Consider the following 24,137-nt stretch of genomic DNA (forward strand, 5'->3'; position numbering starts at 1 on the left):
CGGCGGCGGCATCGGCGGCGGCGGCACCACGGCCGGCGGCGTCGGCGGCGGCACCACCGGCGGCGGCGGCAGCGCCTCGCCCGCCTACCTCATCAACCCGATCCGCGACTACTCCAACTACCGGCCCAACGGCGGCGGCCAGCCGATCGTGGCGGGCACCCAGGGGGGCGGGCTCTACAACTTCTCGCCGACCCTGCAAATCCCGTTCGTCAACACGGACGCGAACCTGATCGCCCCGTTCAACACGGTGGCCGGCGCCGGCGCCTCGCTCGGCATGGCGTTCCTCAGCGACCTGGAAGTCTACTTCTTCCTCACGGCCGCCCAGGGCGACACCCGCAACAACATCCTCCAGGCGCCCAAGGTCACGACCTTCAACGGCGCCTCCGCGACGATCTTCAACGGCGAGCAGCAGTGGTACATCTCCCGCCTGACGCCGATCATCGGGCCCGGCTCCGTGGCCTTCATGCCCGAGCCGGCGCCGCTGTCCAACGGCGTGTCGCTCCAGGTCACGCCCGTCGTCTCGGCCGACCGTCGCTACGTCCGACTGAGCCTGTCGCCGTTCTTCCAGGTGATCAACGGCTTCACCAGCATCTCGGTCCCCGCCGGCGTCGGCGGCGCCGGCCTGGGCGGCGCCTCGGCGGCCATCAACGCCACGCTCCAGCTCCCGAACTACACGATGACCACCGTGAGCACGACCGTCACCGTCCCCGACGGCGGCACCGTCCTGCTCGGCGGCGTCAAGCAGCTCCAGGAGCAGCGGCTCGAGTACGGCGTCCCGGTCCTGTCCAAGACGCCGTGGATCGACCGCCTCTTCCGCAACGTCGGCATCGGCCGGACCACCTCCAGCCTCATGCTGATGGTCACCCCGCGGATCATCATCCTTGAGGAGGAGGAGGAGAAGCTGGGCATCCCCTCGGTCGCCTTCTGACCGAGCCGGCCGAACCGACTTCCGGACGCGACCCCAGGGCCGCCGGGCAACCCCCGGCGGCCCCCTCCGTTTCGAAGCCCGGCCGCCCGCCTTCTCGCCCGCCCGCCCCGCGGCTTGCACGCCCGGGGCGTCGCGGTCATGCTGGAGGCGTCGACGCGGCGGGGGCGGACCCCGGCCGTCGCCCGAGGAGCCCGCCATGTTGCACCTGATCCTCTCCGCCGCGTGCCTCGCCCCCCTCGGCTGGCGGGCCCCGGCCGACGACCCGGCCGACGACCCGGCCGAGCCCGCCGCCGTCTTCAAGCCCGACCCGGACTGGAAGCCCCTGGGCCGGAGCCTCTGGCTGGACGCCAGGTCCTCCCCCCGCCGGCTCATCCTCCGGTGCCGCGTCGTCTTCCGCGAGGGGCCGCTCGAGCACCTGCTCTGCTCCCGCGGGTCCAAGGAGCACGAGTCGATCCTCGCCACCGACGCCCCCCCCACCCAGATCCACGCCGGCCTCCTCCTGACCGGCGTCGAGCCGGGGGGGCCCGTCCGCTTCAAGCCCGAGTACAAGCCCCCCCACGGCCCGCCGATCGCCGCCGCCGTCCGCTGGAAGGACGGCGACGAGATCCGCGAGGCCGACGCCCGCTCCTGGATCCGCGACGACAAGACCGGCAAGCAGCTCGACATCGATTGGGTCTTCGCCGGCAGCCTCCTCTACGAGGACCCCGTCACCAAGCGGACCACCTACGCCGCCGATGACGGGGACCTGATCACCGTCGCCAACTTCGCCGGCTCGATCCTCGACCTGCCGATCATCAGCTCCGCCGACGACGCCGACCGCTTCTTCGTCGCCTTCACCGAGCGCATACCCCCGAACGGCACCGAGGTGCAGCTCGTGCTGAGCCCACGCGCGCGCGATAAGCCGGCGGCCGAGCGGGCCCCGCGCTAGCCGCCGCCTATTCGACCAGCCTCAGCGCGCACCAGACCCCGAACGGATGGTACTGGGCGTCGATCGGCCTGACGTCCAGACGCTCCCACTCCTCCGCCGACCAGATCAAGAGCCGCGCCGGATGGCCGTTGATCCGCCATCCGGCCGCCCCCCAGGGATCATGGACGTCCATCATCCCGCCACGCGCCCCCACCGTGGGAGCGCCCATCCGACCGACGTGACTCGCCATGACAGGTTCCTCCGACCCACGAGGCTTCATTGACCTCAAGAGGGCCCGCGGGGTATCGTCCACCTCCGGCGCGTCGCCACGCACCCCGGACGCGCGGGCGGTATTGCCCGCGCGTCGCCCGACCTTGCACGGCGGGCCCCTTCACCATCCGAGCCGAAATCGATCTCCGATGAGGCGTCCTGTCGATCGCGGAGTTCGACGTCGTAGATTCGGTGAGATGGGCGGAGAGGGCGATGCTTTCCGTCCGCCCATTGTCAGCCTAATAAAACTAGAAGGCAAGGCCCCGCGTCGGTAATTCGTTGATTTCATCAACGTGTGGTTGATTGAATGCTATCATGCTTGGGTTTGTCCGGGCCCGCCCGGGAGGAATCGGAGCACTTTGCACCCCACGGCGTCCGAATCGGCGTCCTTGATCGTTTCGCGGGGCCTCTCCAAGGCCTACGGCGGGAATTACGCGCTGCGCGACCTGGATCTGGAGGTGCGACGGGGGGAGATCTTCGGCCTGCTCGGCCCCAACGGTTCGGGCAAGACGACGACGATCCGGCTGTGGCTGGGCCTCATGAGGCCGACGCGCGGCACCGCGACGATCTTCGGGCATGACTGCTGGGCCGGCGGCCTCCAGGTGCGTCGGCTGGTCTCCTACCTGCCGGGCGAGCTGCGGATGCCGGGCTCGCTGACCGGCCTGGGGGTCCTGAAGTTCCTCAGCGGCCTGCGCGACGGCGAGGGCCTGGACCGCGCTGAGGCCATCGCCGATCGGGTGATGGGGCTGGACTTGGGGAAGAAGGTCCGCAAGTATTCGACCGGCATGAAGCAGAAGCTGGCGCTCGCCCAGGCGTTCGCCGACCCGGTCGACGTCCTGATCCTGGACGAGCCAACCTCCGCGCTCGACCCCTCCGCCCGGCTTGACGTCCTGAACCTGGTGCGCGAGGCGAAGGCGGTGGGCCAGACGATCGTCTTCTCCGGGCACGTCCTCTCGGAGGTGGAGGCGATCTGCGACCGCGTGGCGATCCTGCGCCGCGGGCGGCTGGTCCACGTCGAGGACATGCACGCCCGGCGTCGGCTGCGGATGCTCCTGGTGCGGTTCGAGGGGGACCAACCCCCCCCCTTCCCCGAGGAACTTGAGCTGACGCTCCGCCGGATGCGGGGCCCGGCGTTCCTGCTGGAGCATCGCGGCGAGCTGGGCCCCCTGCTCCGCTGGCTGGCGACCGTCCCGGTGGCCGACCTGGCGATCGGGACCGAGGACCTGCACGCCCTGTACGACGAGTACCACGGCCCCGACGCGGTCGACGACGACGAGGATCGCGCGCGATGAAACCCTTCCTGACCCTCGTCCGCAAGAACCTGCACGACGCCCGCTGGTCGCTATTCCTGTCGGCGACGCTCCTGGGCTTCCTGGGCTGGCTGCTGGTGTACGTGGCCTCCCGGCAGGAGACGCGGATCCGGCAGGCGCTGACGAGCGGCGAGGGCTTCAACTGGGTGCGCCGGATGGGCCTGGACGCCGACCCGCCGTCGATCGAGATCATGATGGCCTTCTGGAATCACCCGTTCATCATCCTGCTGGTGGCCATGTTCGCCCTCGGCCGGGGGGCGAACGCCGTCGGGGCCGAGATCGAGCGCGGGACGCTGGACATGGTGATGTCTCGGCCGGTGTCGCGTTCGGCCTACCTGGGGGCGCAGGTGCTCGCGTCGTCGCTGGGCATCCTTTTGATCGCCGCGGCGCTGGCGGTGGGCGCCTACGCGGCGACCTATTACAACGTGCTGAAGTCGCCGCCGTCGTTCCGCGTCCTGATGGAGCCGGCGCTCAACCTGGCGGCGCTGGCGTTCCCGATGTACGGCTACACGCTTTGGTTCTCGTCGATGGACATCGTGCGCTGGCGGGCGTTGACGGCGGGCTCGGCGCTCACGCTGGCGGGGTTCATCGCGCGGGTGATCGCGTTGATCCCGGTGTTCGAGGAGTCGTGGTGGCGGCCCTGGGCCGAACATGCGTCGCTGTTCAGCCTCTATAATCCCGTGGACGCGGTCTCGGGCCGCGGCCACGTCGGGCAGGACGTGGCGATCCTGCTGGGGCTGGGGGCCGGCTTCATCGCGCTGGCGTTCCTGTCCTTCGCCTATCGCGACCTGCCCGCCAACGCTTGAACCGCGACCCCGAATCGAGAGCCCCGCCGTGACCCCGACCATCACCACGGTCGACGCCTTCACCGACCGCCCGTTCGCCGGCAACCCGGCCGCCGTCTGCGTCCTCGACGCCCCCGCGCCCGACGACTGGATGCAGCTCGTCGCCCGCGAAATGAACCTGTCTGAGACGGCCTTCCTCCACCCGATCGACGGCGGCCCTCGCTGGCGGCTGCGCTGGTTCACCCCGACGGTGGAGGTGGACCTCTGCGGCCACGCGACCCTTGCCACGGCGCACGTCCTCTGGGAGGAGGACCACCTCGCCCCCGACGCCGTCGCCGAGTTCGAGACCCGCGGCGGCCTCCTGACCGCCCGCCGCGTCGACGGCTGGATCGAGCTGGACTTCCCCGCGAAGCCCATCGAACGCCCCGTTTCCGACCCCGCCGAGCTGGCCGCCCTGTCCGAGGCGCTGGGCGTCCCGGTCGTCTCCGCCGGCCGGAGCCGGTTCGACATCCTGGCGGAACTTCCCGACGAGGCGACGGTGCGCGGCCTCTCCCCCGACTTCGGCCGGATCCACGCGATCCCGGCGCGCGGGGTGATCGCGACGGCCCCGTCGAGCGACCCGACCTTCGACTTCGTCTCGCGGTTCTTCGCCCCGGCGGTGGGCGTGGACGAGGACCCCGTCTGCGGCTCGGCCCACTGCGTCCTGGCCCCGTTCTGGGCCGCCCGCCTGGGTCGCGACGCCCTCCGCGCCCACCAGGTCTCCCCCCGCGGCGGCGTCCTGCGCCTCCACCTGGCCGCCGACCGCGTCGCCATCGCCGGCCAGGCCGTCACCACCTTCCGCGGCCAGTTGCAAGGCGCGGCGGGGATCGCAACTTAAGATGCTCACCACGCCACCCGCCCGGCGCGATCACGATACCGTGTGTCCTCAATGCCGGAGGCGGCGGGGCCGGGGGGTGTAGTAAAAATGTCTACGCTTTATCGGTTTCATGCAGACCGAGCCCCGGATGGCGTGTGCACCGGCGGCGAGCCAAACCGTTCGGAATTCTGCCCTCAGCCGAAAGGGTGGCAACAAAGTGCCGGCCGATACCCTCGCATAAAGCACAGGGTCAGCGGAGGATCACTTCGGCCCGATACGTAGTTTGCCAGCTCGTGGAGGCATCGTAGCCTGAGACTGCAAGCCTGCCGCCTGGTCCCACATCAGCCAATGTGGACAGGAAATCGCTCACGTTGCTGATCCGCCGTCCATTGGCCTCAAAGATGGTGTCCCCCGGTATGAACTCGCCGCTGCCCCCGGTGGCTCGGCCGTTGAGGCTCTCGATCCTGCTAGCGGGCGAACCGGGCGCGACCGCTACGATCACGATCCCGAAACCATAGTTGTCGGCGATCCATGCCCCGAACTCACCCCTTCTGCCGACGGGACGAGGCTGCTCGACGTCGCCGAGCGAGAAAGCCTGAGGCCTCTGCGTCTGCTGCCGCGCCAATTCCGTCGCTTCGTCGGGGGTCAGACGCACTCTGCCCGCTGCGACGTCTCGCTTGTAATCCGCGAACCCACGCTCCGTGTCCCGCACGATGAGGGGGAAGATTTCAGCCCATCCTACCTGTCCGTCGCCGTCGGTGTCGAGCAGTCGGCGGTTGACCCCCGTATTGAGGAAGATCGAGCGCTCCATGGCTGACGTGAATATCCCGCCCGACGCGGGATGGAACCAGCCGTATTCGCCGGTCTCGCTGCTTGGGTCGTAGGTGGCGGCGGTGATGTCCACGAGACCGCGGCTCCGCAAGAACAGATCCTTCATGAACTCGACAAACTCCTCAAGGAACTGAGGAGCTCCTGCCACCTTGTAGTTGGCGGTCCCTGAACTGCTGCAGCAGTCGGTCAGGATGATCGACAACCCAGCCCGCTTCCGCAGGACCTCATCCCTCAACCGGCTCCTCAACAGATCCTTCCGCTGTCCTCCCCGAGGGCTGAGGAAATGACCATATCTGCGGTCCGTGGCTCCATGACCGACGTAATAGAAGAGCAGGGCCTCGTCGGCGTCGACGCGCGTCGCGCGAACGGCGTTCAGCATCGATTCGGGCGTCACGTCGTCGGGATCGATCTTGATGGATTCTGCGGGGATACCGCACATTCTCATGACCACTTCCATGGTGCTCAACCCGGCGCTCATCTGGCGCAAGCCGGCCAGATTGGAGCGAGCGTCGATCGCGAGGATCAACTTCACTCCCCTGAGCGGAGGCTGCGCCTCGCGTCCCAGGGCTGGTGCGTCACCGATTCCGGCCAAGGTGGGGAGCAGGGCCGTCAGGATGGGCAGGGTATGTAACAATCTCATGTGACCGTCCGGGGAGACACGACCAATGGATTATCGTTGCGTAATTCCGCTCGTCCCTGGCGCGGCAACAGTTCGTTTGTGATACTTTGGGTTCGGTCTCACGTCAAGAAGATTGTGTAAAAAGCGTTTAATCTGTGGTTTTTGGTTGGCTGAATCTGGTTGTTCTGCTTCGTCCAGAGGTCGCCGAGTCGATCTCGGGATGATCTCGATCGGCACAATGGCTGGATCGACCTCCACGGGCGTCCCGCGTGCGAGCTGCGCGTCCTGGATGCCCATCGAGACGGCCTGTCGCCACGAAACGGGGCTGAGCCCACATGTTTCGGGCCGATCATGCGACGGGAATGAGGGCCTTGAACGCCTGCCGGTTGGCCGCCGCACAAAGCGTCGGAGCGGCGAGTCGGTCCCCGGCCCGTGCGGACCCTCCAGCCGTCCTCCTGGGCGTGCCGACCGTGATGCGGCCGCGGGGCTGAACCGTGGAAAGTCGCCTGCCTTACGCGAACTCCAGCGCCTGGGCGAAATCCGCCCAGAGGTCGTCGACGTCTTCCAGGCCGACGGAGACGCGGATGAGGCCGGGGGTGACGCCGAGGCGTTCGAGGGTCTCGGGGTCCTGGCCGCGGTGGCTGGTGGTGCACGGGTGGCTGACGGTGGTCTCGGCGTCGCCGAGGCTGGGGGCGAAGGGGATGTCGCGCAGGGCCCGGATCAGGCGGTCGGCGCGCTCGTAGGCGCCGACGTCGAAGGTGATCATCGCGCCGAAGCGGTCGCCGAACATCCGCCGCGCCAGCATGTGGTCCGGGTGCGAGGGGAGGCCCGGGTACGAGACCCGCGACACCATCGGGCTCGCCTCCAGGCGTCGCGCCAGGTCCAGCGCCGTGCGCGAGGTCCGCTCCACGCGCAGGGGGAGCGTGACCATCCCCCGCAGCGTCAGCCACGAGTCGAACGCGCCGCCGATCTGCCCGAACGTCGAGCCGACCGAACGGATCCGCGATATCAGATCGCGAGGGCCGACCACCGCGCCCAGCGTGACGTCGGCGTGGCCGCTGATCAGCTTCGTCAGCGAGTGCGCCACCAGCGTCACGCCCAGGGCGATCGGCTTGCACAACAGCGGGGCGAAGGTGTGGTCGACCAGCAGCGGCACCCCCGCCTCGTTCGCGACGGCCGCGACGCCTTCCAGGTCGCAGGCGCGGAGGAGCGGGTTGGAGAGGGTCTCGGCGACGATCAGGCTCGCGTCGGGCTCTTGCGCGAGGGCGTCGCGGAGCGTGTCGGGCCGGGTCGGGTCGAAGAAATCGTGCCGGACGCCGAAGCGCGACAGCTCGCGGGCGACCAGCGTGGTCGTCTTGCCGTACAGGTCGTCGGAGAGGAGGACGCGGCCCCCCTGCTCCGTCATCGCCAGGACCGTCGCGGCGATCGCCCCCATCCCCGAGGCGCAGACGACGCCGGCCTCGGCCCCCTCCAGCCTCGCGAGCTTGTCGGCGAGCTGCGCGCCGTTGGGGTGGCCGTCGCGGGCGTAGAAGAACCCTTCGGCGCGGCCGCCGAACAGCGCGTCCACCTCGTCCAACCCGCCGACGCGGTAGACCGACGACAGTTGGATCGGCGGCGAGACCGGCCGGGTGTCGGACCGCGGGGGATCGGGCGCGCGGGAGCACAGGGTGTCGTCGGAGACCGGTTCGTGGGGCATCGCGCGATCCATCCGTTGGAGACGGGCCTTGACGACGGCGGTTCTCCGCCCGTCGCGGGGGCCATCATAACGCCCTTCCCCCCTCGCGGGGGAAGGTGGCCCGAAGGGCCGGATGAGGGGGGAGCCGAGCGAAAAAGCCGTCGGGATCCGGGGCCGGACGAGCGGAATTTCGAACTCCGACAGGGCTCGCGCGTGTCGTCCCCCTCTCCTGACCGCTTCGCGGCCTGTCCCCCGCGAGGGGGGAAGACGAGGTTCGTCGGGCCGGGTCAGGTGGCGACTTGCTTGCGGTGGAATCGCCCGGCCTGGCCCAGCATGGAGGCCATCTCGCCGATCTCGCGGAGGACCAGGCGGCGTTGTCCGGCGTCCTGGGCCTCGTGCAGCTTGCGGCGGTGCTCCGCGAGCCGGGGCCAGTCGACCGACCAGGCCTGCGCGATGGCGGTCTCGCGCGTCCCCTCGACGAGTCGGCCCAGGTCGTCGAGCAGCTTGTCGCCGATGGGGCACTCGCAGGATCGGTAGCGGTGCTCTTCCTCGGCGGTCAACGTCTGGGGCGCCTTGGGGGCGGTGAGCCGGGCGAGCAGCCGGTCCTTCCACGAGCGCGGGGCGCCGTTGGCGTCGCGGCCCTTCGCGGCGGGGGCGTCCCGCTGGTCGATCTCCCCCGACTCGGGGTCGACCCAGGGGCCGATCCGCACGATGACGACGGTGATGTTGTCCAGCCCCCCCCGGAGGTTCGCCAGGTGCAGGAGGTATCGGCTGGCGTCGCGGGGGTGGAAGTGCGCGGCGAACGCCCCCAGCTCCGGGTCCTCGACCGGCCCGGAGAGGCCGTCGGAGCAGAGCAGGTAGACGTCCCCCTCGCGCACCGCGAGCGGGCCCTCCAGGTCGACGTCGACCTCCGCCGGCCCCAGGCTGCGCGTGATGACGTTCTTGGGGATCGAGACGTTCGCCTGCTCGCGCGTCAGGTGGTTGCGCCGGACCAGCTCCCACACCAGGCTGTGGTCGAACGAGAGCTGGTCGATGCGGCCGTCGCGGATCCGGTAGGCGCGGGAGTCGCCGACGTGGGCCACCAGCGCCCCCTCGGGCAGGAGGAGCAGCGACGTGCAGGTGGTCCCCATGCCGTCGAAGTCGCGGTTGGCCGCGGCCCGGACGTGGATCTGGGAGCTGACCTCGCGGAACGCCTTGGCGATGGCCTCGCCCGGCGCGCCGGCCTTGGCCTTCATGTAGCTGTGCGGGATCAGGTCGCAGGCCATCTTGCTGGCCAGCTCGCCGGCGGCGTGCGCCCCCATGCCGTCGGCCACCATGAACAGGTGGCCGCGCCGCCTCCACGTCTCGACGTTGGCCGCCCGGACCGTCGCGTGGCTGTCCTGGTTGTTCCGGCGACGCATCCCGGTGTCGGTGGCCGAGGCGTCGATGATGGTGTCGTCCCAGTTCACGGCCCGACCTTGTGCAAGAACATCGGTTGGATCGCCCCCCGTCGGCCGAGCGAGGGCGCGACGGCGAGCGGCCGCCAGATTCCGGGATGCAATCACGCTCGGCCTGGATCAGGCGAGTGGGGCGCACAACTAGGTCGATTCTAACGCCGCGCGCCCGCGTCCCACAGGGCCATCCCCATTTTACATCGTCGCCGGGCCCGTCGGTATCCTCCCAAACCGGGACGAATCCGACGCCGGCGGCCGGACGTCCCCGACGCTATTACACCCGTCGCGCCCCGGCTGTGACCCCATTCCGCCCCCCCCTTGGGCTGCCGCGAAGCCTCCGGGCTCGCTACACTACGCCCGCCGCCCCCTCGGGAGCGGCGGCGCGCCTCCGTCGTCCACCCCCCGCGAGCCCGAGCGATGAGCGAACCGATCACGCCCCCCCCCTTCGAGTTCCGCAAGCGGACGCTGGCCAACGGCCTCGACGTTATCGCCGCCCGCCGCCCCGGCTCGCCGACGGCCGCCGTCAACCTCTGGTACCACGTCGGCTCCAAGGACGAGGAGCGGAATCAGCGCGGGTACGCCCACCTCTTCGAGCACATCATGTTCGAGGGGTCGGAGCACTACCCCGGCGACTTCTTCAAGCACCTCCAGCCATTGGGGGCGAGCATCAACGGCTCGACCTCCGCCGACCGCACCAATTACTTCACCGACATCCCCGCCCCCCACGTCGAGCGCGTGCTGGCGATGGAGTCCGACCGCATGGGCTGGCTCATCCCGGCCCTGGACGAGAAGAAGCTGGACGTCCAGCGCGACGTGGTGAAGAACGAGTACCGCCAGAACTACGCCAACCGCCCCTACGGGCAGTCGTGGCGGATCCTCGCCGAGGCGATGTACCCGCCGCAGCATCCGTACTCCTGGATGACCATCGGCGTGATGGAAGACCTGGACGCCGCGTCGGTCGACGACGTCGCGGCCTTCTTCCGGCGGTACTACGTCCCGGCCAACGCCAGCCTCGCCGTCGTGGGGGACATCCCCGAGGACGAGGTCTTCGCGATGGCCGAGCGCTACTTCGGCCCCATCCCCGGCGGCTCCAGGGCCCTCCGCCCCTGGACCCCGACCGTCGCCCTGGACGGCCCGAAGGCGCTGGAGATGGTCGACCGCGTCGAGCTGGACCGCTGCCATGTCGCCTGGCACACCGTCCCGCAGTTCGACGACCGGGACGCCCCCCTCTCGCTCCTGGCCGACGTCCTCGCCAAGGGGCGCTCCAGCCGGCTGTATCGCAAGCTCGTCCTGGAGACGCAGTGGGCCCAGGACGTGAGCGTCCACCAGTCCGGCCGCGAGCTGGCCGGGTCGTTCGGCGCCGTCGTCACCCTCCGCCCCGGCGCCGACCCCGACGCCGCCCGCGCGCTCGTCCTGGACGAGATCGCCTCGATCATCGAGCGCGGCGCGACCGAGGAGGAGCTGGCGCGCGTGAAGACCATGAAGGCGTCGGCCTTCCTGTTCGCCCTCGAACACGCCGGGGGCTTCGGCGGCGTGGCCGATCGCCTCAACGCCTACAACGTCTATCGCGGCGATCCCTCCCTCATCACGACCGACCTCCGACGTTTCCTGAACGTGACGGCCGACAACCTCCGCGACGCCGCCGCCGCGTACCTCCATCGCGACGCCCCCTCCGTCTCCCTGACGGTCCGGGGCCGCAAGCCGGACGCCGGGATCGCCAAGGTCGACCGGGCCACGCCGCCGCCGGCCCTCGCGCCCCCGCCGTTCCGCGCGCCGAGGCCCGAGGTCGCGTCGCTGTCGAACGGCCTCCCCGTCTGGGTGCTCCCCAGGCGCGACCTGCCGACGGTCTCCGCCTGCGTGGCGACGCGCGGCGGCGGCGGGATCCAGCCGGTCGACCGGCCCGGCCTGGCCCAGATCGTCGCGTCCATGCTCGACGAGGGGACGAAGACCCGGACCGCCGAGCGGATCGCCGCCGAGGTCGAGTCGATGGGCGCGTCGCTGTCGGCCTCGTGCGGCTGGGACGGGATGTACGTCTCGGTCCGCTGCCTTAAGCCGGTGCTCGGCCGGGCGCTCGACCTGGCCGCCGACGTCCTCCGCGAGGCCTCCTTCCCCGCCGCGGAGTGGGAGCGGATCCGCGGCCAGACGGTCGCCGGCCTGCGCTCCGAGCGCGACTCGGCCGAGGCCCGCGGCCACCGGGCGCTGATGAAGGCGCTGTACCCCGAGGGCCACCCCTATCGCCACCCGCTCGACGGCGTCGAGTCGGTCGTCGCCGGGCTGGAGCGCGAGGAGGCCGTCGCCTTCCGCGACCGGGCGCTCTCGCCGTCGCGCGCGGCCGTCGTGATCGCCGGCGACGTCGACCCGGACGAGGTCGTCAGGCTGCTGGACCCCCTGCTGGGCGACTGGAGCGGCGACGGCGCGGCCCCGGCCCCCATCACGCCCCCGGCGCGGGGCTCGCGGGCCCGCGTCCTGCTGGTGGATCGCCCCGGCGCGCCGCAGGCGGCCGTCCGGTTCGGCCACGTCGGCATCCCCCGGCTCGACCCCGATTACGACGCGCTGATGCTGTTCAACCAGGTGCTCGGCGGCCAGTTCGCGTCGCGGCTCAACGAGCAGTTGCGCGAGAAGCGCGGGTTCACCTACGGCGTCCGCAGCGGCTTCGACGCCCGCCGCGGCGCGGGGCCGTTCACGATCTCGGCGTCGTTGCAGGCCGACAAGCTCGACGTCGCGTTCGACGACACGCGCCGCGAACTCCTCGACGCGCTCGGCGATCGGCCCCCCTCGGCCGTCGAGATCGACGAGGCGCGTCGGGCGCTGATCGAGGGCCAGGCGCGGCACTTCGAGACGCCGTCGGCCCTGGTGAGCCGCTACGCCAACGTCTTCGTCCACGGCCTGCCGCTGGACTACCTGGAGTCCCTCCCCGCGCGCCTGGCCGACCTCACCCCGGCCGACGTCGCCGACGCCGCCCGCCGCCGCCTGGACCCCGACGCCCTCGTCGCCGTCGTCGTCGCCGATGCCGAACAGGCCCGCCCCCAGCTCTCCTCTCTCTCCTGGGCCGACCTGGAGACCATCGAGGACTGACCACCGCCGCAAGCCGGGTGACGCCGCCGCGCGGACGTGCGAAAATCCGGGGCGAGGAGGTTCGACGCTCATGGCTTCATCGCATGGTTCTCGATTCGATCGGCGGGCGTTCCTCGGCGGCGCGGGCGCGGCGGCCGGCTGGCTGGCGGTCGCGGGGCGCGGGCTGGGCGCGACGGCGGGGGCGAAGACGAAGGCGGCCGGGCCGCCGATCCGGGCGGTGACGAAGGGGCCGAAGCACCACTGGTTCGGCTACTACGACAAGCTGGAGTTCGACCCGTCCGGCCGCTTCCTCCTGGGGATGGAGGTGGACTTCGAGCATCGCTCGCCCCGGCCCGACGACGAGATCGTCGTCGGCATGGTCGACCTCCACGACGGCGACCGCTGGATCGAGCTGGGGCGGTCGCGGGCGTGGAACTGGCAACAGGGCTGCATGCTCCAGTGGCTCCCCGGCTCGCGCTCGGAGGTCGTCTGGAATGATCGCGAAGGCGACCGCTTCGTCTCCCGCGTCCTCGACGTGACGACGGGGGCGTCGCGGACGATCCCCGCGCCGATCTACGCGGTGAGCCCGGACGCGACCTGGGCCGTCGCCCCGGAGTTCGGGAGGCTGCACGCGACCCGCCCCGGCTACGGCTACGCGGGCGTCCCCGACCCGCGCCCGGACGTCGGCGCGCCCGACGACCAGGGCATCCACCGGATCGACCTGGCCTCGGGGAAGTCCGAGCTGATCCTCTCGTTCGAGGAGGTCGCCAGGCTCCCCCACGACGGGCTCCTCTTGAAGCCGACGACCCCTCCCGAGCGGGCGAAGCACTGGTTCAACCACCTGCTCGTCGCCCCCGACGGCGGCCGCTTCGTCTTCCTGCATCGCTGGAAAGGGCCAGGCGACCGATCCCACCTCACCCGGATGATCACCTGCAAGCCCGACGGCTCCGACCTGTTCGTGCTGAACCCCTCGGGCATGACCTCGCACTTCATCTGGCGCGACCCGACCCACATCCTCGCCTGGGCGCTCCACGAGTCCGACGGGAACCGCTTCTACCTGTTCGAGGACCGGTCCGACCGGGTCGAGGTCGTCGGCCGCGACGTCATGACCGTCGACGGCCATTGTAGCTACCTCCCGGGCGTCGAGGCCCGCTGGATCGTCAACGACACCTACCCCGACGGGGATCGACTCCAGCACGTCTATCTCTTCGACGCGAAGACCGGAGTCCGGCATCCGCTGGCCTCCCTGAAATCCCCCGCGGAGTACACCGGCGAATGGCGAGTGGACACCCACCCGCGAGTGAGCCCCGACGGCCGTTTCATCGCCGTCGACTCCCCCCACGACGGCTCCGGCCGCCAGATCCACCTGATCGACGTCTCCGAGATCACGTCGACGTGACCGGCGGTGCTTTCCACCGGGCATTGTGAAGACAATATTCGAAGGTCCGAAGGGAATCCCCATGCCGGCCCTGACGCTCCACCTCGCGCTGCTCCCCGCCCTGCTGGCGGCGGTCGCGCCCGACGCGCCGGAACTGAAGACCTGGGACGGTCGCCACGGCATCCGTTCGATCAAGGTGTCCGTCGTCTATTTCGTGCCGAGGGACCGGGAGCCGCTCCCCGACTGGCGCGACCGCGTGGGCTACTTCGCCCGGCGGATCGAGCGGTTCCACGCGCGCGAGTTCGGCGACCAGTCGAAGTTGAGCGCCGCGGTCCACCCCGAGCCGTTCCGCTCGGCCGACTCCACGGCCGAGCTGCGCGCCGGCGACGCCAACCGCATCTTCTTCCGCACGCTCCGCGAGGTCGACTCCGCGCTGGAGTTCGGCCGCGACGACGACGGCGCGTTCCCGATCCTCCTGGTCCTCAGCGACATCAACTGGCGCCCGCTCGACGACTTTTACCGGCTGAGCCCCCAGCTCGACGGCCCCCCGGAATTCGAGGGCAATGACAACGGCGGCCAGCACTTCCCCGGCGCGAAGTCCGGCGGCGCCCGCGCGACGTACCTGGCGGGGCGCGGCGTCGGCTGGGGCCTGGTCAGCGCCGACGGCTGGCGCGTCCCCTATCGCGGCTCGGACTGCGTCGTCTATCACGAGGGGGTCGGCCACCCGATCGGCCTCCCCCACACCGACGCCGCCGACCCCAACGTCATGAGCATGGGCCAGTACCACGGCTGGATCAGCGAGTCCTGGGTCGACGAGGCCCAGAAGCGTCGGCTCGGCTGGAAGCCCCCCGAGAAGCCCGTCGACCGCGCCCGCGACCTCTTCTCCGCGTTCCGCGCCCTGCCCGAGCCCACCGTCCCCCGCCCCGGCGAGCCCGTGACGCTGAATCTCGACTGGCCCGAGGGCGTCCAGCTCGCCTCATGCCGGGTCCGGTACCAGACCGAACTCCTCGGCCCCTGGCACGAGGTCGACCGCGAGCCGGGGCCGGAGCCCCCGCGCTCGGTCTCCCTCGGCGCGTTCGACCGGCCCACGCCGGTCAGCTACCGCGTCGAGGCGACGACGAAGGACGGCGACTCGGCCGAACTCTGGGGCTACTTCCAGGTCCGGACCGACCCCCGGACCAACCCGACCCCCGCCGGGCCGCTCGAACCGCTGGCGACCTCGGACGCCGAGCCGGCCGGCGAGCCGACGGACCTCCTGGCGCGCGTCGACCCCGCCCGCGACGCGGTGTCCGGCGAATGGTCGATCCGCGACGGCCGGCTCGAATCGCCCAGGCAGCCCGGCGCCCGGATCGAATTCCCCGGCGACGTGCCCGACGAGTACCGCCTGACCGTCGTCGCCGAGCCGCTCGACGACCCCAACGGCCTGATCCTCGGCCAGCGCCTGGCGGGCCGGCGGTTCCTGGTCCTGCTCGACTACGCCGGCTCCGGCTCCCACGCGAGCGCGCTGGAGAACATCGACGGCCGCAACGTCGGCAACGAGTCCACCTATGGCGACTCCCTGTTCCGCAAGGGCCGCCCCGCCACGATCGTCTGCGACGTCCGCGCGTCGGGCGTCCGCGTCGCCGTCGACGGCCACGTCGTCATCGACTGGCGCGGCGACCCCTCCCAGCTCAGCCTCTCCGACTACTGGAAGACCCCCAACGAATCCCTCTTCCTCGGCGCCTACGACTGCCGCTACCGCGTCCACCGCGCGGAGGTGGCCCCCCTGGAATGAGAGGAGTCGCCGCCGCGCGACGAGGGCGGACGGCGGGTCAGACGACGGTCGAGCCCGCCGGGGCCCGCCGCATGTGTCGGCCCGGGTCGCCCCAGGCCCGGAAGGGGCGAGACGCCGCGACGGGGGCGAAGCGAATCCGCTCGCGCCCGGTCGTCTCCCTGGCCCACGGCGACCGCCGGGGGGACGCCGCGGCCTCGGCGACGGGATCGAACGCCGCGGCGGCGGCCTCCTCGGTCGAGGCTTCGGGCGGTCCCGAGACCTCGGCCAGGGGGGAAGTCGGGGCGGAGAACGGCACGACGACCCCGCCCGACGGGTTGCCGACTCGGTTGATCCGGATGACGTCGGCCCCGATGTGCTTCCCGGCGGCGACGCCCGTGGTGCTGAGTTGCACGCGCAGCGTCCCGCTGTCGACCAGGTACGCCTGACCCAGCGTGGCGTAGCTGTACGGGCCCTCGAAGTAGGCCGACGGGGCGAGGGTCTGGTTGACCGGGACCGTGTTCAGCAGCGTCGAGCCGTTGTAGATGGCGAACGGGCTGTTGGTCGCCAGGCTCGGGGCCTGGATCCACGAGGCCCAGACTTCATAGATCCCCGGCACGAGATCCTTGAACGTCCAGGTGGCGGTCGACGGGCCGTCGGCCGCCGCGGCCGAGAGGAACGTGTTGCTGTAGCCCGCCCCGCCGGACCAGGTGCTCCAGGTCCCGGTCCTGTCGAAGATGGTCGTCCCGTCGGTGTCGTCGACGAAGTAGGGGCCCACCCGCTGGATGCGGATCGCGTCGGCCTGGATCGACCGCGACGAGCTGACCCCGGCGTTGGTGAGCTTGAGGACCAGCGTCCCCCCGTCGATCGTGACGTTCTCGAAGAGGCTCTTCCACGAGAGGCCTCCGGCGTAGACGCCCGTCGGGGCCTGGGTCTGGTCGACGTTGAGCGTGTCGCGCGACGTGCCGCCGTCATACACCGTGAACGGGCTGTTCGTGGCCATCGTCGGCGCCTGGGCCCAGTGCGCCCAGACCTGGTATTTGCCCGGAGCCAGGCCGGGGAAGGTCCACGTCGCGGTGGTCGAGCCGTCCCCGCCGACGGCCGTGGCGATCGAGCCGCCGTGGCCGAGCCCTGTCCAGGTGGTCCAGGTCCCGGTCTTGGAGAACCCCTGGGCCACGGTCTGCGCATTGTCGCCGATCCACGGGCCGACCTTGCGGATGCGGATCGCGTCGGCGCCGACGTGGGCCCCGGGGGTCGCGTCGTTGGACAGGACGACCTTGAGCGTCCCCGAGTCGATCGTGAACCGCTCGCCCAGCGTGTTCCAGGAACTGCCGCCGTCGTAGTAGCCGAGCGGCGCCCGCGTCTGGTCCATGTGGACGGTGGCGAGCGGGGACGTCCCGTTGTAGACCGTGAAGGGGCTGTTCGTGGCCATCGTCGGCGCCTGGATCCAGTTCGCCCAGACCTGATACACGCCGGTCGGGAGGTTGTTGAAGGTCCACGTCGCCTTCGACGACCCGTCCCCCGAGGGCGCGGACGAGACCGTCCCCTCCCAGCCGGTCCCCTCCACGGCGTCCAGTTCCCGACCTTGCTGAATCCCTGGGCCGCGGTCTGGCCGTCGTCCACGAACATGGGGGCGGTGGCGGCGGCGCCGGCGACGGCGGCCACGGCGCCGGCCACGTTGAGGTTCCCGCCCGTCACGCTCCAGGCCCCTTTACCGGACTGCGACTTGGGCGTCACCGTGCTCATGAGCACATTCTTGACGGAGACGGCGGTTCGATTGGCCGGCATCAGGGCAGAGACGACCCCGGCAACTCCGGAGGTATAGCCTGCCGCGTACGAGGTGAGGCCTTCCGTGTTGGTTCCCGAGATCGAACCGAAGTCGACCTGGTTGGGGCCCCAGTTCGATTGCCAAGACAGGTTCCCCGACGTGTCCACGGCGGCGGCGATCACCAGGTTCGTTGGGGCGGGGTCGGTCGAAGGATAATAGAAGGTCGGATGGTCGGAGTGCTGCGGAAACCTCCAGTAGGCGTCGACGTCGCCGGCTTCATTGCCTGCCGCGCCGACGAAGACCACGCCGCGATCTTCGGCGTACTTAATGGCGTTATGGAGCCGGTCACCGTTCAACGCCGGATCCCAGTCCGAGAGCGTCGGCTCTCCGTTGCGATACTCCCGGCTCAAATTGATGACGGACGCCCCGTGATCCGCCGCCCAGTAGATCGCCCGCATGGCACCATCACTGTTTGTAACCTTGATGGGCATGATTTTGACGTCGACGTTGCCCGCTCCAGGCTGCGCCTTTGCGTCCTTAATCCCCTCGACGATGGTCTTCGTAACCGTCGGACCGTGGCCGACTGCTGAGGGAGCCGCGACGACCGACTGGCCGTACACCGAGGCCGCTTCTTTGCTTTGGGCGTCGTACGCATAGGTGAAATCGTAGTACGGGAGATCCGGGTTGGACGACGACAGGTCCACACCGTCGTCGATCACGGCGACCAAGGTCGTCAGCAGAGACCGCTCCTCCGGGACGAAGCAGCGGGAGATCGGGACCAGGCACCGCTTCGTACGACGGTTTGCGCGCAATCGCATGGGATGGCTCCTAGATGTGGACTCGATGGAGTTGGAAGGCACTACGGGAGAGCGAGCCCTGCTGCATCGGGGCCCGCCCGACTCGACCGTCTATCACGTGACGGGAGACCTAGGCCGTGTTGACGATGCGGATGTTGGCGCGGTAAGACATTAAGGCGGATCGACGACCGGGAGGGGGCCGTCCGCCATGCGATATGCGATCACCGACGAGATCTGGGCCGTCTGGGGGCCGATGGTCGAGCGCTGCCGCTCGAAGCTGGGCCCGGAGCCGGAGCTGCCCGACCGCATGTTCTTCGAGGCGGTCCTCTACTGGGCCCGCACCGGCATCCCCTGGCGCGACCTCCCCGCGGAGTTCGGGGCCTGGGACGCCGTCTACAACCGGCTCCGCCGCTGGATCCACTCCGGGCGGCTGAAGAGGCTGTTCGACGCGATGGCCGGGCGGGCCGAATGTGAGGACGCCCGCCGGCTGATGATCGACTCGACTATCGTCCGGGCCCACCAGCACGCAGCGGGGGCCGGGCGTAAAAAGGGGGGGGGCGCGGCGCAAGCCCTCGGCCGGTCGCGCGGCGGCCTCTCGACGAAGGTGATCGCCGTGGCGCGCGACGAGGACGGCGTGGTGGCCCTGGACGTCGCCGAGGGCCAGCGGAACGACGCCCCGCTGGCGAAGGGGGTGCTGGTCGAGGCCCGCGACGCCGTCGGCCCCGTCGCCGAGGTGCTCGGCGACAAGGGCTTCGACTCCGACGCGGTCCGCGACGTGGTCCTGGACGACCTCGACGCCCTGCCGGTGATCCCGAACAAGAAGAACCGCAAGGAGCCCTGGCCCTGGGACGATGAGATGCGCGAGGCGTACAAGCGGCGGAACCGGGTGGAGCGGGCGTTCGCCAGGGCCAAGCAGTTCCGCCGCTTCGCCACGAGATATGAGAAATTGAAGGACGTGTACCTGGCCGTGGCCCGCCTCGTCTTCGGGTTCATCCACGTCCGCAAGCTCGCTAAATCCGTCAACACGGCCTAGTAATCCGCCTTCGCCCCGTGCGCCATGCGGCGAGGATCGCCACGGAGAAGACGGCCCACGTCGCGGGCTCAGGCGTGTTGACGGGCGTCGCGCTCATGAGCTTGGCACCCAGGGCGATCTCCGTGTCCGACGAGAATTTGATGTCGCCATCCGACATACCGGAAACGCCGAGGATGGAGTTTGTCAGCCCGGCATGGCGGAAAACACCCGTCGTCCATCCCGGAGGGGCGTGAGGAGGCGTCACGGACTCTCCGATGAGCCCAAAGCGGAGGCTGGATTCGCCCGTGGCGTTGACGATGCCTTTGAGCGAGCCTTGCAGGACGGTCGTGATTGGCGAAGTCAGCTTGACCCCGTCGACCGCCTCGATCCGCACCGTGATCCCGAACCTCGCGGAGTCGTAGACCGCGGGATCCTCGGCGGGGAGCGTGACGATGAGTTTGCCCAACGGGAAGTCTGCGGCCGCTCCTGGCATGATCTCGCGCGGGTAGGAATCCGGTAGGAACGGCGCGGCGGATTCCACCGTCTGCCCCTGGATTCCCTGGAACGAGACGCTGGGTGTGCTCCCCCCGATTGCTCCTCCGTCGCTGAACGTTGCCAGCGTGGAGTAGGTGTAGGTGTGTCGCGGGCCTTCGAGTTGCACCCCGGTCATCGGGACGGCCTGGGACCGGAATGACGGGCCGGCGAGCGCGACGATTCCGAACACCGAGACACGGGCGAGCGAGCGGAGAGACGGCATGATTTCTTCCTTGATGTCGCACGACGTTCGCGCGGGGGCGCGTAAGCCCGCGAACGGCCGCGGGCCGATGATGAAGAGACGCTCATCCGATTGAAGGCGACCCGTCCCGGGTCGCAACCGTCCCGACAGCCCGCGTCGTCGACGCCCCGCCCGGTCGGGCGGGTGACGTCTCGCGGGTGTCTCGTCCGGGATCGTCGCTCGGCCTTCGGGGCCCCGACCGCTCGCGGTCAGTCCCCGACGCCCGGCGATCCCCAGGGCCCCTCCTCACACTTCGAGGCCGTCCCGCTCGCGCGGAAAGCCGCTCCCGATCCTTATCGCGGCATGACGTAGTTGCATGCAAGGCCCTGATGGTGGGGACTATATCCGGCGGGGGGGGGGCGTCAATATCGGGATGACTGGATTTGGCGTTAGATTGTGAATTTTAAGTCAAGTCGGCGGTGCCGCCGGACGGGGCCGCGACCAGGCCGCCCCGCGCCCCGGAAAGGTCGACGATCGAGGATCCCGGGCGGATTCGCACAAATATTTCGAAAACCTGGAATCCCGGCCGTCCGCCCGCGGAGCATATCGGAGACGGGATGCTCTTTGACAACTCGAACGGATCAGCGGAAGGCCAGACAAACCTTCGCCCTCCCGCCGTCGCGCGAGGATGGAAATCCCCGTGGTGGACCGTCGGGGTTAACGATGAGGGTCGTTTGCAAGTCGGGTCGCGACCCGGCTCGCGGGCCGACCACGGCGGGCCTGGAAACGTATTCGAAAACGACGAACGAAGCCAACGGGATTTTGTCGCATTTCCTTGTTGGAAGAACGTTTGCGTCGTGATTCGCGATATGGGCCGCGCGCGAACGAAGCCAACTCCGCACCCCTTCTCCCTGGGTGGTGCTTCGTCGAAAACATGACGGCACGGGCAACGACTATCATCCCTTCTCCCCTCGTGGGAGAAGGTGCCCCGGAGGGGCGGATGAGGGGGGGCGCGACCGCGTGCTTCCGCGATGGCCCCCTCATCCGGCCGTCGGCCACCTTCTCCCACGAGGGGAGAAGGGGGATGGACTCCTCCTTCGTGGTGTTTCCGACGGTGTCCCCGCGAGGGAAGGTGGCCCGGAGGGCCGGACGGGGGGGAAGCCAAGCGCGATCGCCGTCGGGATCCCGAGCCGGTCGGACTGGCTTCCGAATCCCGACGGCCCGCGTGCTCGTCGTCCCCCTCTCCTAACCGCTTCGCGGTCTGTCCTCCCGCGCGAGGGAGGAAGACGTTTCGCGTCGGGGGTCGTCCTGGATCGCGACGCGGGTCCCCAGCCCCGATCCCGAGGCCGCGAAAACCACTTCGAAAACGACGAACGAAGCCAAGTCGTTTTCGATCTAAGTCATTTTATCAGGGTGGCTTGCATGGATTCCACGCGAAGGCTCGGCGCGCGAACGAAGCCAAACGGAGCCATCTCTCCGGGAGCGGTCAGAACAGCTCGGCGAGGGGCTCGCCGCCGTCGGGGACGATGAACATGGGGCGGCCGTCGGGGTCCTGGTAGGTGGCGTCCAGGGGGACGCCCATGTGGCGGTAGATGGTGGCGGCGAGGTCGCTGGGGGTGACGGGCCGGTCCTTGATGTGGCCGCCGTCGGACTGGGTGGAGCCGATCACCTGGCCGTGCCGCAGGCCGCCGCCTGCCATGCACATGGACATCACCGCGTTCCAGTGGTCGCGGCCGTCGGTGCTCCCCTGGGTCCCCATCCTCGGCGTGCGGCCGAACTCCCCCATGGCGATCACCAGCACGTCGTCCAGCAGCCCGCGCTCGTCCAGGTCGGAGACCAGCGTCGTGATGAGGTGGTCGAAGAGCGGGAGCAGCGGTCGCAGCCCCTTGCTGATGCCGCCATACGGGGGGATGTTGTCGCCGTGGTTGTCCCATGTACCGGACGCCGTGTGGTAGCTGAGGTCCAGCGTCACGAACGCCGCCCCCGCCTCCACCAGCCGACGGGCCAAAAGCGCCTGCTGATGCCAGAGGTGCTTGCCGTAGCGGTCGCGGACCGCCTGGGGCTCGCGCTCCAGGTCGAACGCCTCCCGGGCGCGTCTGCCGACCAGCAGCTCGATCGCCTCCCGGCCGTAGCGGTCCATCGCCGCCACGTCGGCCGAGTGGTCCAGCGTCCTCCGCAGCGAGTCCAGGTCGTCGAGCAGGGCCCGGCGCGAGCCCAGCCGGTCCTGGTCCATCCCGCGGGGGAGTTGGAAGAACCCCGCCGGCGACGTCTTGCCGAGTTCCTTGCCGACGAGGTCGACCATCGGCAGCTTGCACGCCTGGTTGGCGATGAACGGGTCGTACTGTCTCCCCAGGTGCCCCGCGTAGGCGACGTGCGACCGCGAGGTCTGGAACGCGATGTACGGCGGGATCCCGGGCGCGTTGGCCCCGTGGTGCTTCGCCACGATCGACCCGATCGCCGGGTACAGGTCCTTGCTGGGCGAGACCCTCGGCTCGGCGTCGAGGTTCGCCGTCTGCATCACCTTGTTCGGCTCGTGGTTGCTGTGGCGGGCGTCGACCGATCGGATGATCGTGAACTTGTCGAGCATCGCCGCCTGCCTCGGCAGGTGCTCGCAGACGCGGACCCCCGGCAGCTTCGTGGCGATCGTGCCGAACGGCCCCCGGTTCTCCAGCGGCCGGTCCGGCTTGGGATCCCAGGTGTCGATCTGGCTGGGCCCCCCCGCCATCCACAAAAGGATGACCGACTTCGACCCCGGAGCCCGGACCCCCGCGGCCGTCGCGGTCGACCTCAGCCGGAGTAAATCCCGCAGCGTCAGCCCGGCCAGGCCCGCGAGGCTCGCCTTCAGCATCCCTCGTCGACTCGCGACCACGAGCCCCTCCCGCTCCCGCGCGTGGAGGCCGCCGAACGCATGGGGATGATCGTGGGCCGGGCCGCTCATGGCGCGTCCTCCGAGGGACGAGAATTGAACCAAGGTTGAATCCCGGCCATACCATACCCGGAAACGGCGGCCGATCCCAGCCAAACTCGGTGGGCCCGAAAGGTTTCGGCGGGCTCGCGGCGATTGACAGGATCGGCGCGACCGTTAGAATTCACGATTGGTCGCCGCCAGGATGAGCGCTCCACCGGAGGGAGACCCCTTGATGCCCCGCCCTCGATCGACGTCCCTCCGACTGCTCGCCGCCCTCGCCTGCCTCGTCGCGACGGCCCGCGCGCAGGAGGCGTCGGCCCCCCCCGACCCGGTCCCGGCCGCGGCGCCGGCGATCGAGCCGACGACGGCCGCCGCCCCCGACCCGGCCGGCGAGGCCAGGCCGGGCGTCGACCGCAACGCCCTGCGGCGGCTGGTGCTGACGGCGAACCCCCTGCTCTGGCCGCTGGCCTTCTGCTCGATCGTGACGGTCGGGTTCGCGCTGGAGCGGCTCCTGGCGCTGCGTCGCAAGCGGGTCGCCCCGGCGGACTTCGTCGACCGCTTCCTGGAGCGCCTCGCGGCCGGGAAGCTCGATCGCGACCGGGCCCTGGAGCTTTGCAAGGCCCACGACTGCGTCGCCGGCCGGGTCTTCGGCCACGCCGTCCGCGCCTGGGGCCGCCCGGGGGCGGAGATCCGCCAGATCGTGGCGTCGGACTCGGCGGGCGAGGTCGTGGAGATGAAGCGGAACCTCCGCGTCCTCAGCGGCATGGCGACCCTCGGCCCGCTGCTGGGCCTTCTCGGGACGGTCGTTGGCATCATCCAGTCGTTCGACGCCCTCGGCGGCCAGGCCGGCCCCCAGCGCGGCGAGATGCTGGCCCAGGGGATCAGCCTGGCCCTGGTCGCCACCGCGTTCGGCCTGGCGATCGCGGTCGTCGCCGTCGCGTCGTACTACTTCCTCCTTAATAAGGTGGACGTGCTGACGCGGATCGTCGACGAGCACGCCCGGGAGGTGGTGGACATGGTCGCCGGGGATTACATCCGGCCCCCCGCCGTCGAGCGCCGGATCCCCCTGGGCCCCCCGCCGGGCGACGCGGCCCGGCCCTCGCACGAGACCCGCGTCGTCTGACCCGGAACGGATCCGCCC

16 protein-coding genes and 1 pseudogene are annotated in these 24,137 nt (G+C 70.2%); 10 read left to right on the forward strand and 7 right to left on the reverse strand.

What is annotated here, in order from left to right; genetic code table 11:
- Positions 1–928: pseudogene (locus tag WG209_RS21995) on the forward strand (type II secretory pathway, component PulD); the annotation flags it as partial.
- 196 nt (positions 929–1,124) lie between these two features.
- Positions 1,125–1,856 carry a YdjY domain-containing protein gene (locus WG209_RS22000; RefSeq protein ID WP_337177247.1) on the forward strand — a complete coding sequence of 244 codons (732 nt, stop codon included), beginning with the start codon at positions 1,125–1,127 and terminating at the stop codon, positions 1,854–1,856.
- Positions 1,857–1,863: 7 nt separating this feature from the next.
- Here the strand turns inward: WG209_RS22000 and WG209_RS22005 are convergent, their stop codons facing one another.
- Positions 1,864–2,085: a hypothetical protein gene (locus WG209_RS22005; RefSeq protein WP_337177248.1), complete on the reverse strand. Its 222-nt coding sequence runs from the start codon at positions 2,083–2,085 to the stop codon at positions 1,864–1,866.
- Between the two features lie 409 nt (positions 2,086–2,494).
- Here WG209_RS22005 and WG209_RS22010 point away from each other — a divergent pair, with 409 nt between their 5' ends.
- Genes WG209_RS22010 through WG209_RS22020 form a run of 3 tightly spaced genes read left to right on the forward strand, consistent with a single transcriptional unit; the run spans position 2,495 to position 5,077 of the window.
- On the forward strand, positions 2,495–3,397 hold the full coding sequence (locus WG209_RS22010; RefSeq protein WP_337177249.1) for an ABC transporter ATP-binding protein: 903 nt from the start codon (positions 2,495–2,497) through the stop codon (positions 3,395–3,397).
- Positions 3,394–4,221: an ABC transporter permease subunit gene (locus tag WG209_RS22015; protein WP_337177250.1), complete on the forward strand. Its 828-nt coding sequence runs from the start codon at positions 3,394–3,396 to the stop codon at positions 4,219–4,221. Before WG209_RS22010 ends, WG209_RS22015 begins: the two co-directional genes overlap by 4 nt.
- A gap of 28 nt (positions 4,222–4,249) precedes the next feature.
- On the forward strand, positions 4,250–5,077 hold the full coding sequence (locus WG209_RS22020) for a PhzF family phenazine biosynthesis protein (RefSeq protein ID WP_337177251.1): 828 nt from the start codon (positions 4,250–4,252) through the stop codon (positions 5,075–5,077).
- A gap of 229 nt (positions 5,078–5,306) precedes the next feature.
- Here the strand turns inward: WG209_RS22020 and WG209_RS22025 are convergent, their stop codons facing one another.
- The 3 genes from WG209_RS22025 to WG209_RS22035 form a co-directional block, all read right to left on the reverse strand.
- The gene (locus tag WG209_RS22025) at positions 5,307–6,527 is read right to left on the reverse strand and encodes a PDZ domain-containing protein (RefSeq protein ID WP_337177252.1); all 1,221 of its coding nucleotides are present in this window, start codon (positions 6,525–6,527) and stop codon (positions 5,307–5,309) included.
- Between the two features lie 490 nt (positions 6,528–7,017).
- On the reverse strand, positions 7,018–8,202 hold the full coding sequence (locus WG209_RS22030; RefSeq protein WP_337177253.1) for an aminotransferase class I/II-fold pyridoxal phosphate-dependent enzyme: 1,185 nt from the start codon (positions 8,200–8,202) through the stop codon (positions 7,018–7,020).
- A 266-nt stretch (positions 8,203–8,468) separates the two neighbouring features.
- On the reverse strand, positions 8,469–9,629 hold the full coding sequence (locus WG209_RS22035; RefSeq protein ID WP_337177254.1) for a protein phosphatase 2C domain-containing protein: 1,161 nt from the start codon (positions 9,627–9,629) through the stop codon (positions 8,469–8,471).
- Positions 9,630–10,031: 402 nt separating this feature from the next.
- Between WG209_RS22035 and WG209_RS22040 the strand changes: the two genes are divergently transcribed.
- The 3 genes from WG209_RS22040 (at position 10,032) to WG209_RS22050 (ending at position 15,820) form a co-directional block, all read left to right on the forward strand.
- Positions 10,032–12,689 (forward strand): pitrilysin family protein, encoded by a 2,658-nt coding sequence (locus tag WG209_RS22040; protein WP_337177255.1) that lies wholly within the window; start codon positions 10,032–10,034, stop codon positions 12,687–12,689.
- Positions 12,690–12,759: 70 nt separating this feature from the next.
- Positions 12,760–14,067, forward strand: a complete 1,308-nt coding sequence (locus WG209_RS22045; RefSeq protein ID WP_337177256.1) for a hypothetical protein — start codon at positions 12,760–12,762, stop codon at positions 14,065–14,067.
- A 61-nt stretch (positions 14,068–14,128) separates the two neighbouring features.
- Complete coding sequence (locus tag WG209_RS22050) at positions 14,129–15,820, forward strand: hypothetical protein (RefSeq protein ID WP_337177257.1); 1,692 nt, start codon at positions 14,129–14,131, stop codon at positions 15,818–15,820.
- 37 nt (positions 15,821–15,857) lie between these two features.
- Here the strand turns inward: WG209_RS22050 and WG209_RS22055 are convergent, their stop codons facing one another.
- Entirely contained in the window at positions 15,858–17,363 is a 1,506-nt protein-coding gene (locus tag WG209_RS22055) for a hypothetical protein (RefSeq protein ID WP_337177258.1), read from the reverse strand.
- 1,206 nt (positions 17,364–18,569) lie between these two features.
- On the opposite strand from WG209_RS22055, the gene WG209_RS22060 reads away from it, so the two are divergent.
- Positions 18,570–19,394, forward strand: a complete 825-nt coding sequence (locus WG209_RS22060) for an IS5 family transposase (RefSeq protein ID WP_337177259.1) — start codon at positions 18,570–18,572, stop codon at positions 19,392–19,394.
- Here WG209_RS22060 and WG209_RS22065 read toward each other — a convergent pair.
- The gene (locus tag WG209_RS22065) at positions 19,381–20,130 is read right to left on the reverse strand and encodes a hypothetical protein (RefSeq protein ID WP_337177260.1); all 750 of its coding nucleotides are present in this window, start codon (positions 20,128–20,130) and stop codon (positions 19,381–19,383) included. The two genes, WG209_RS22060 and WG209_RS22065, sit on opposite strands and share 14 nt — an antisense overlap.
- A gap of 1,444 nt (positions 20,131–21,574) precedes the next feature.
- Positions 21,575–23,026, reverse strand: a complete 1,452-nt coding sequence (locus WG209_RS22070; protein ID WP_337177261.1) for a DUF1501 domain-containing protein — start codon at positions 23,024–23,026, stop codon at positions 21,575–21,577.
- Positions 23,027–23,228: 202 nt separating this feature from the next.
- On the opposite strand from WG209_RS22070, the gene WG209_RS22075 reads away from it, so the two are divergent.
- Positions 23,229–24,119 (forward strand): MotA/TolQ/ExbB proton channel family protein, encoded by an 891-nt coding sequence (locus WG209_RS22075; protein WP_337177262.1) that lies wholly within the window; start codon positions 23,229–23,231, stop codon positions 24,117–24,119.
- Positions 24,120–24,137: the final 18 nt, after the last annotated feature.

Source organism: Paludisphaera sp. (assembly GCF_037189885.1).
GTDB lineage: Bacteria > Planctomycetota > Planctomycetia > Isosphaerales > Isosphaeraceae > Paludisphaera.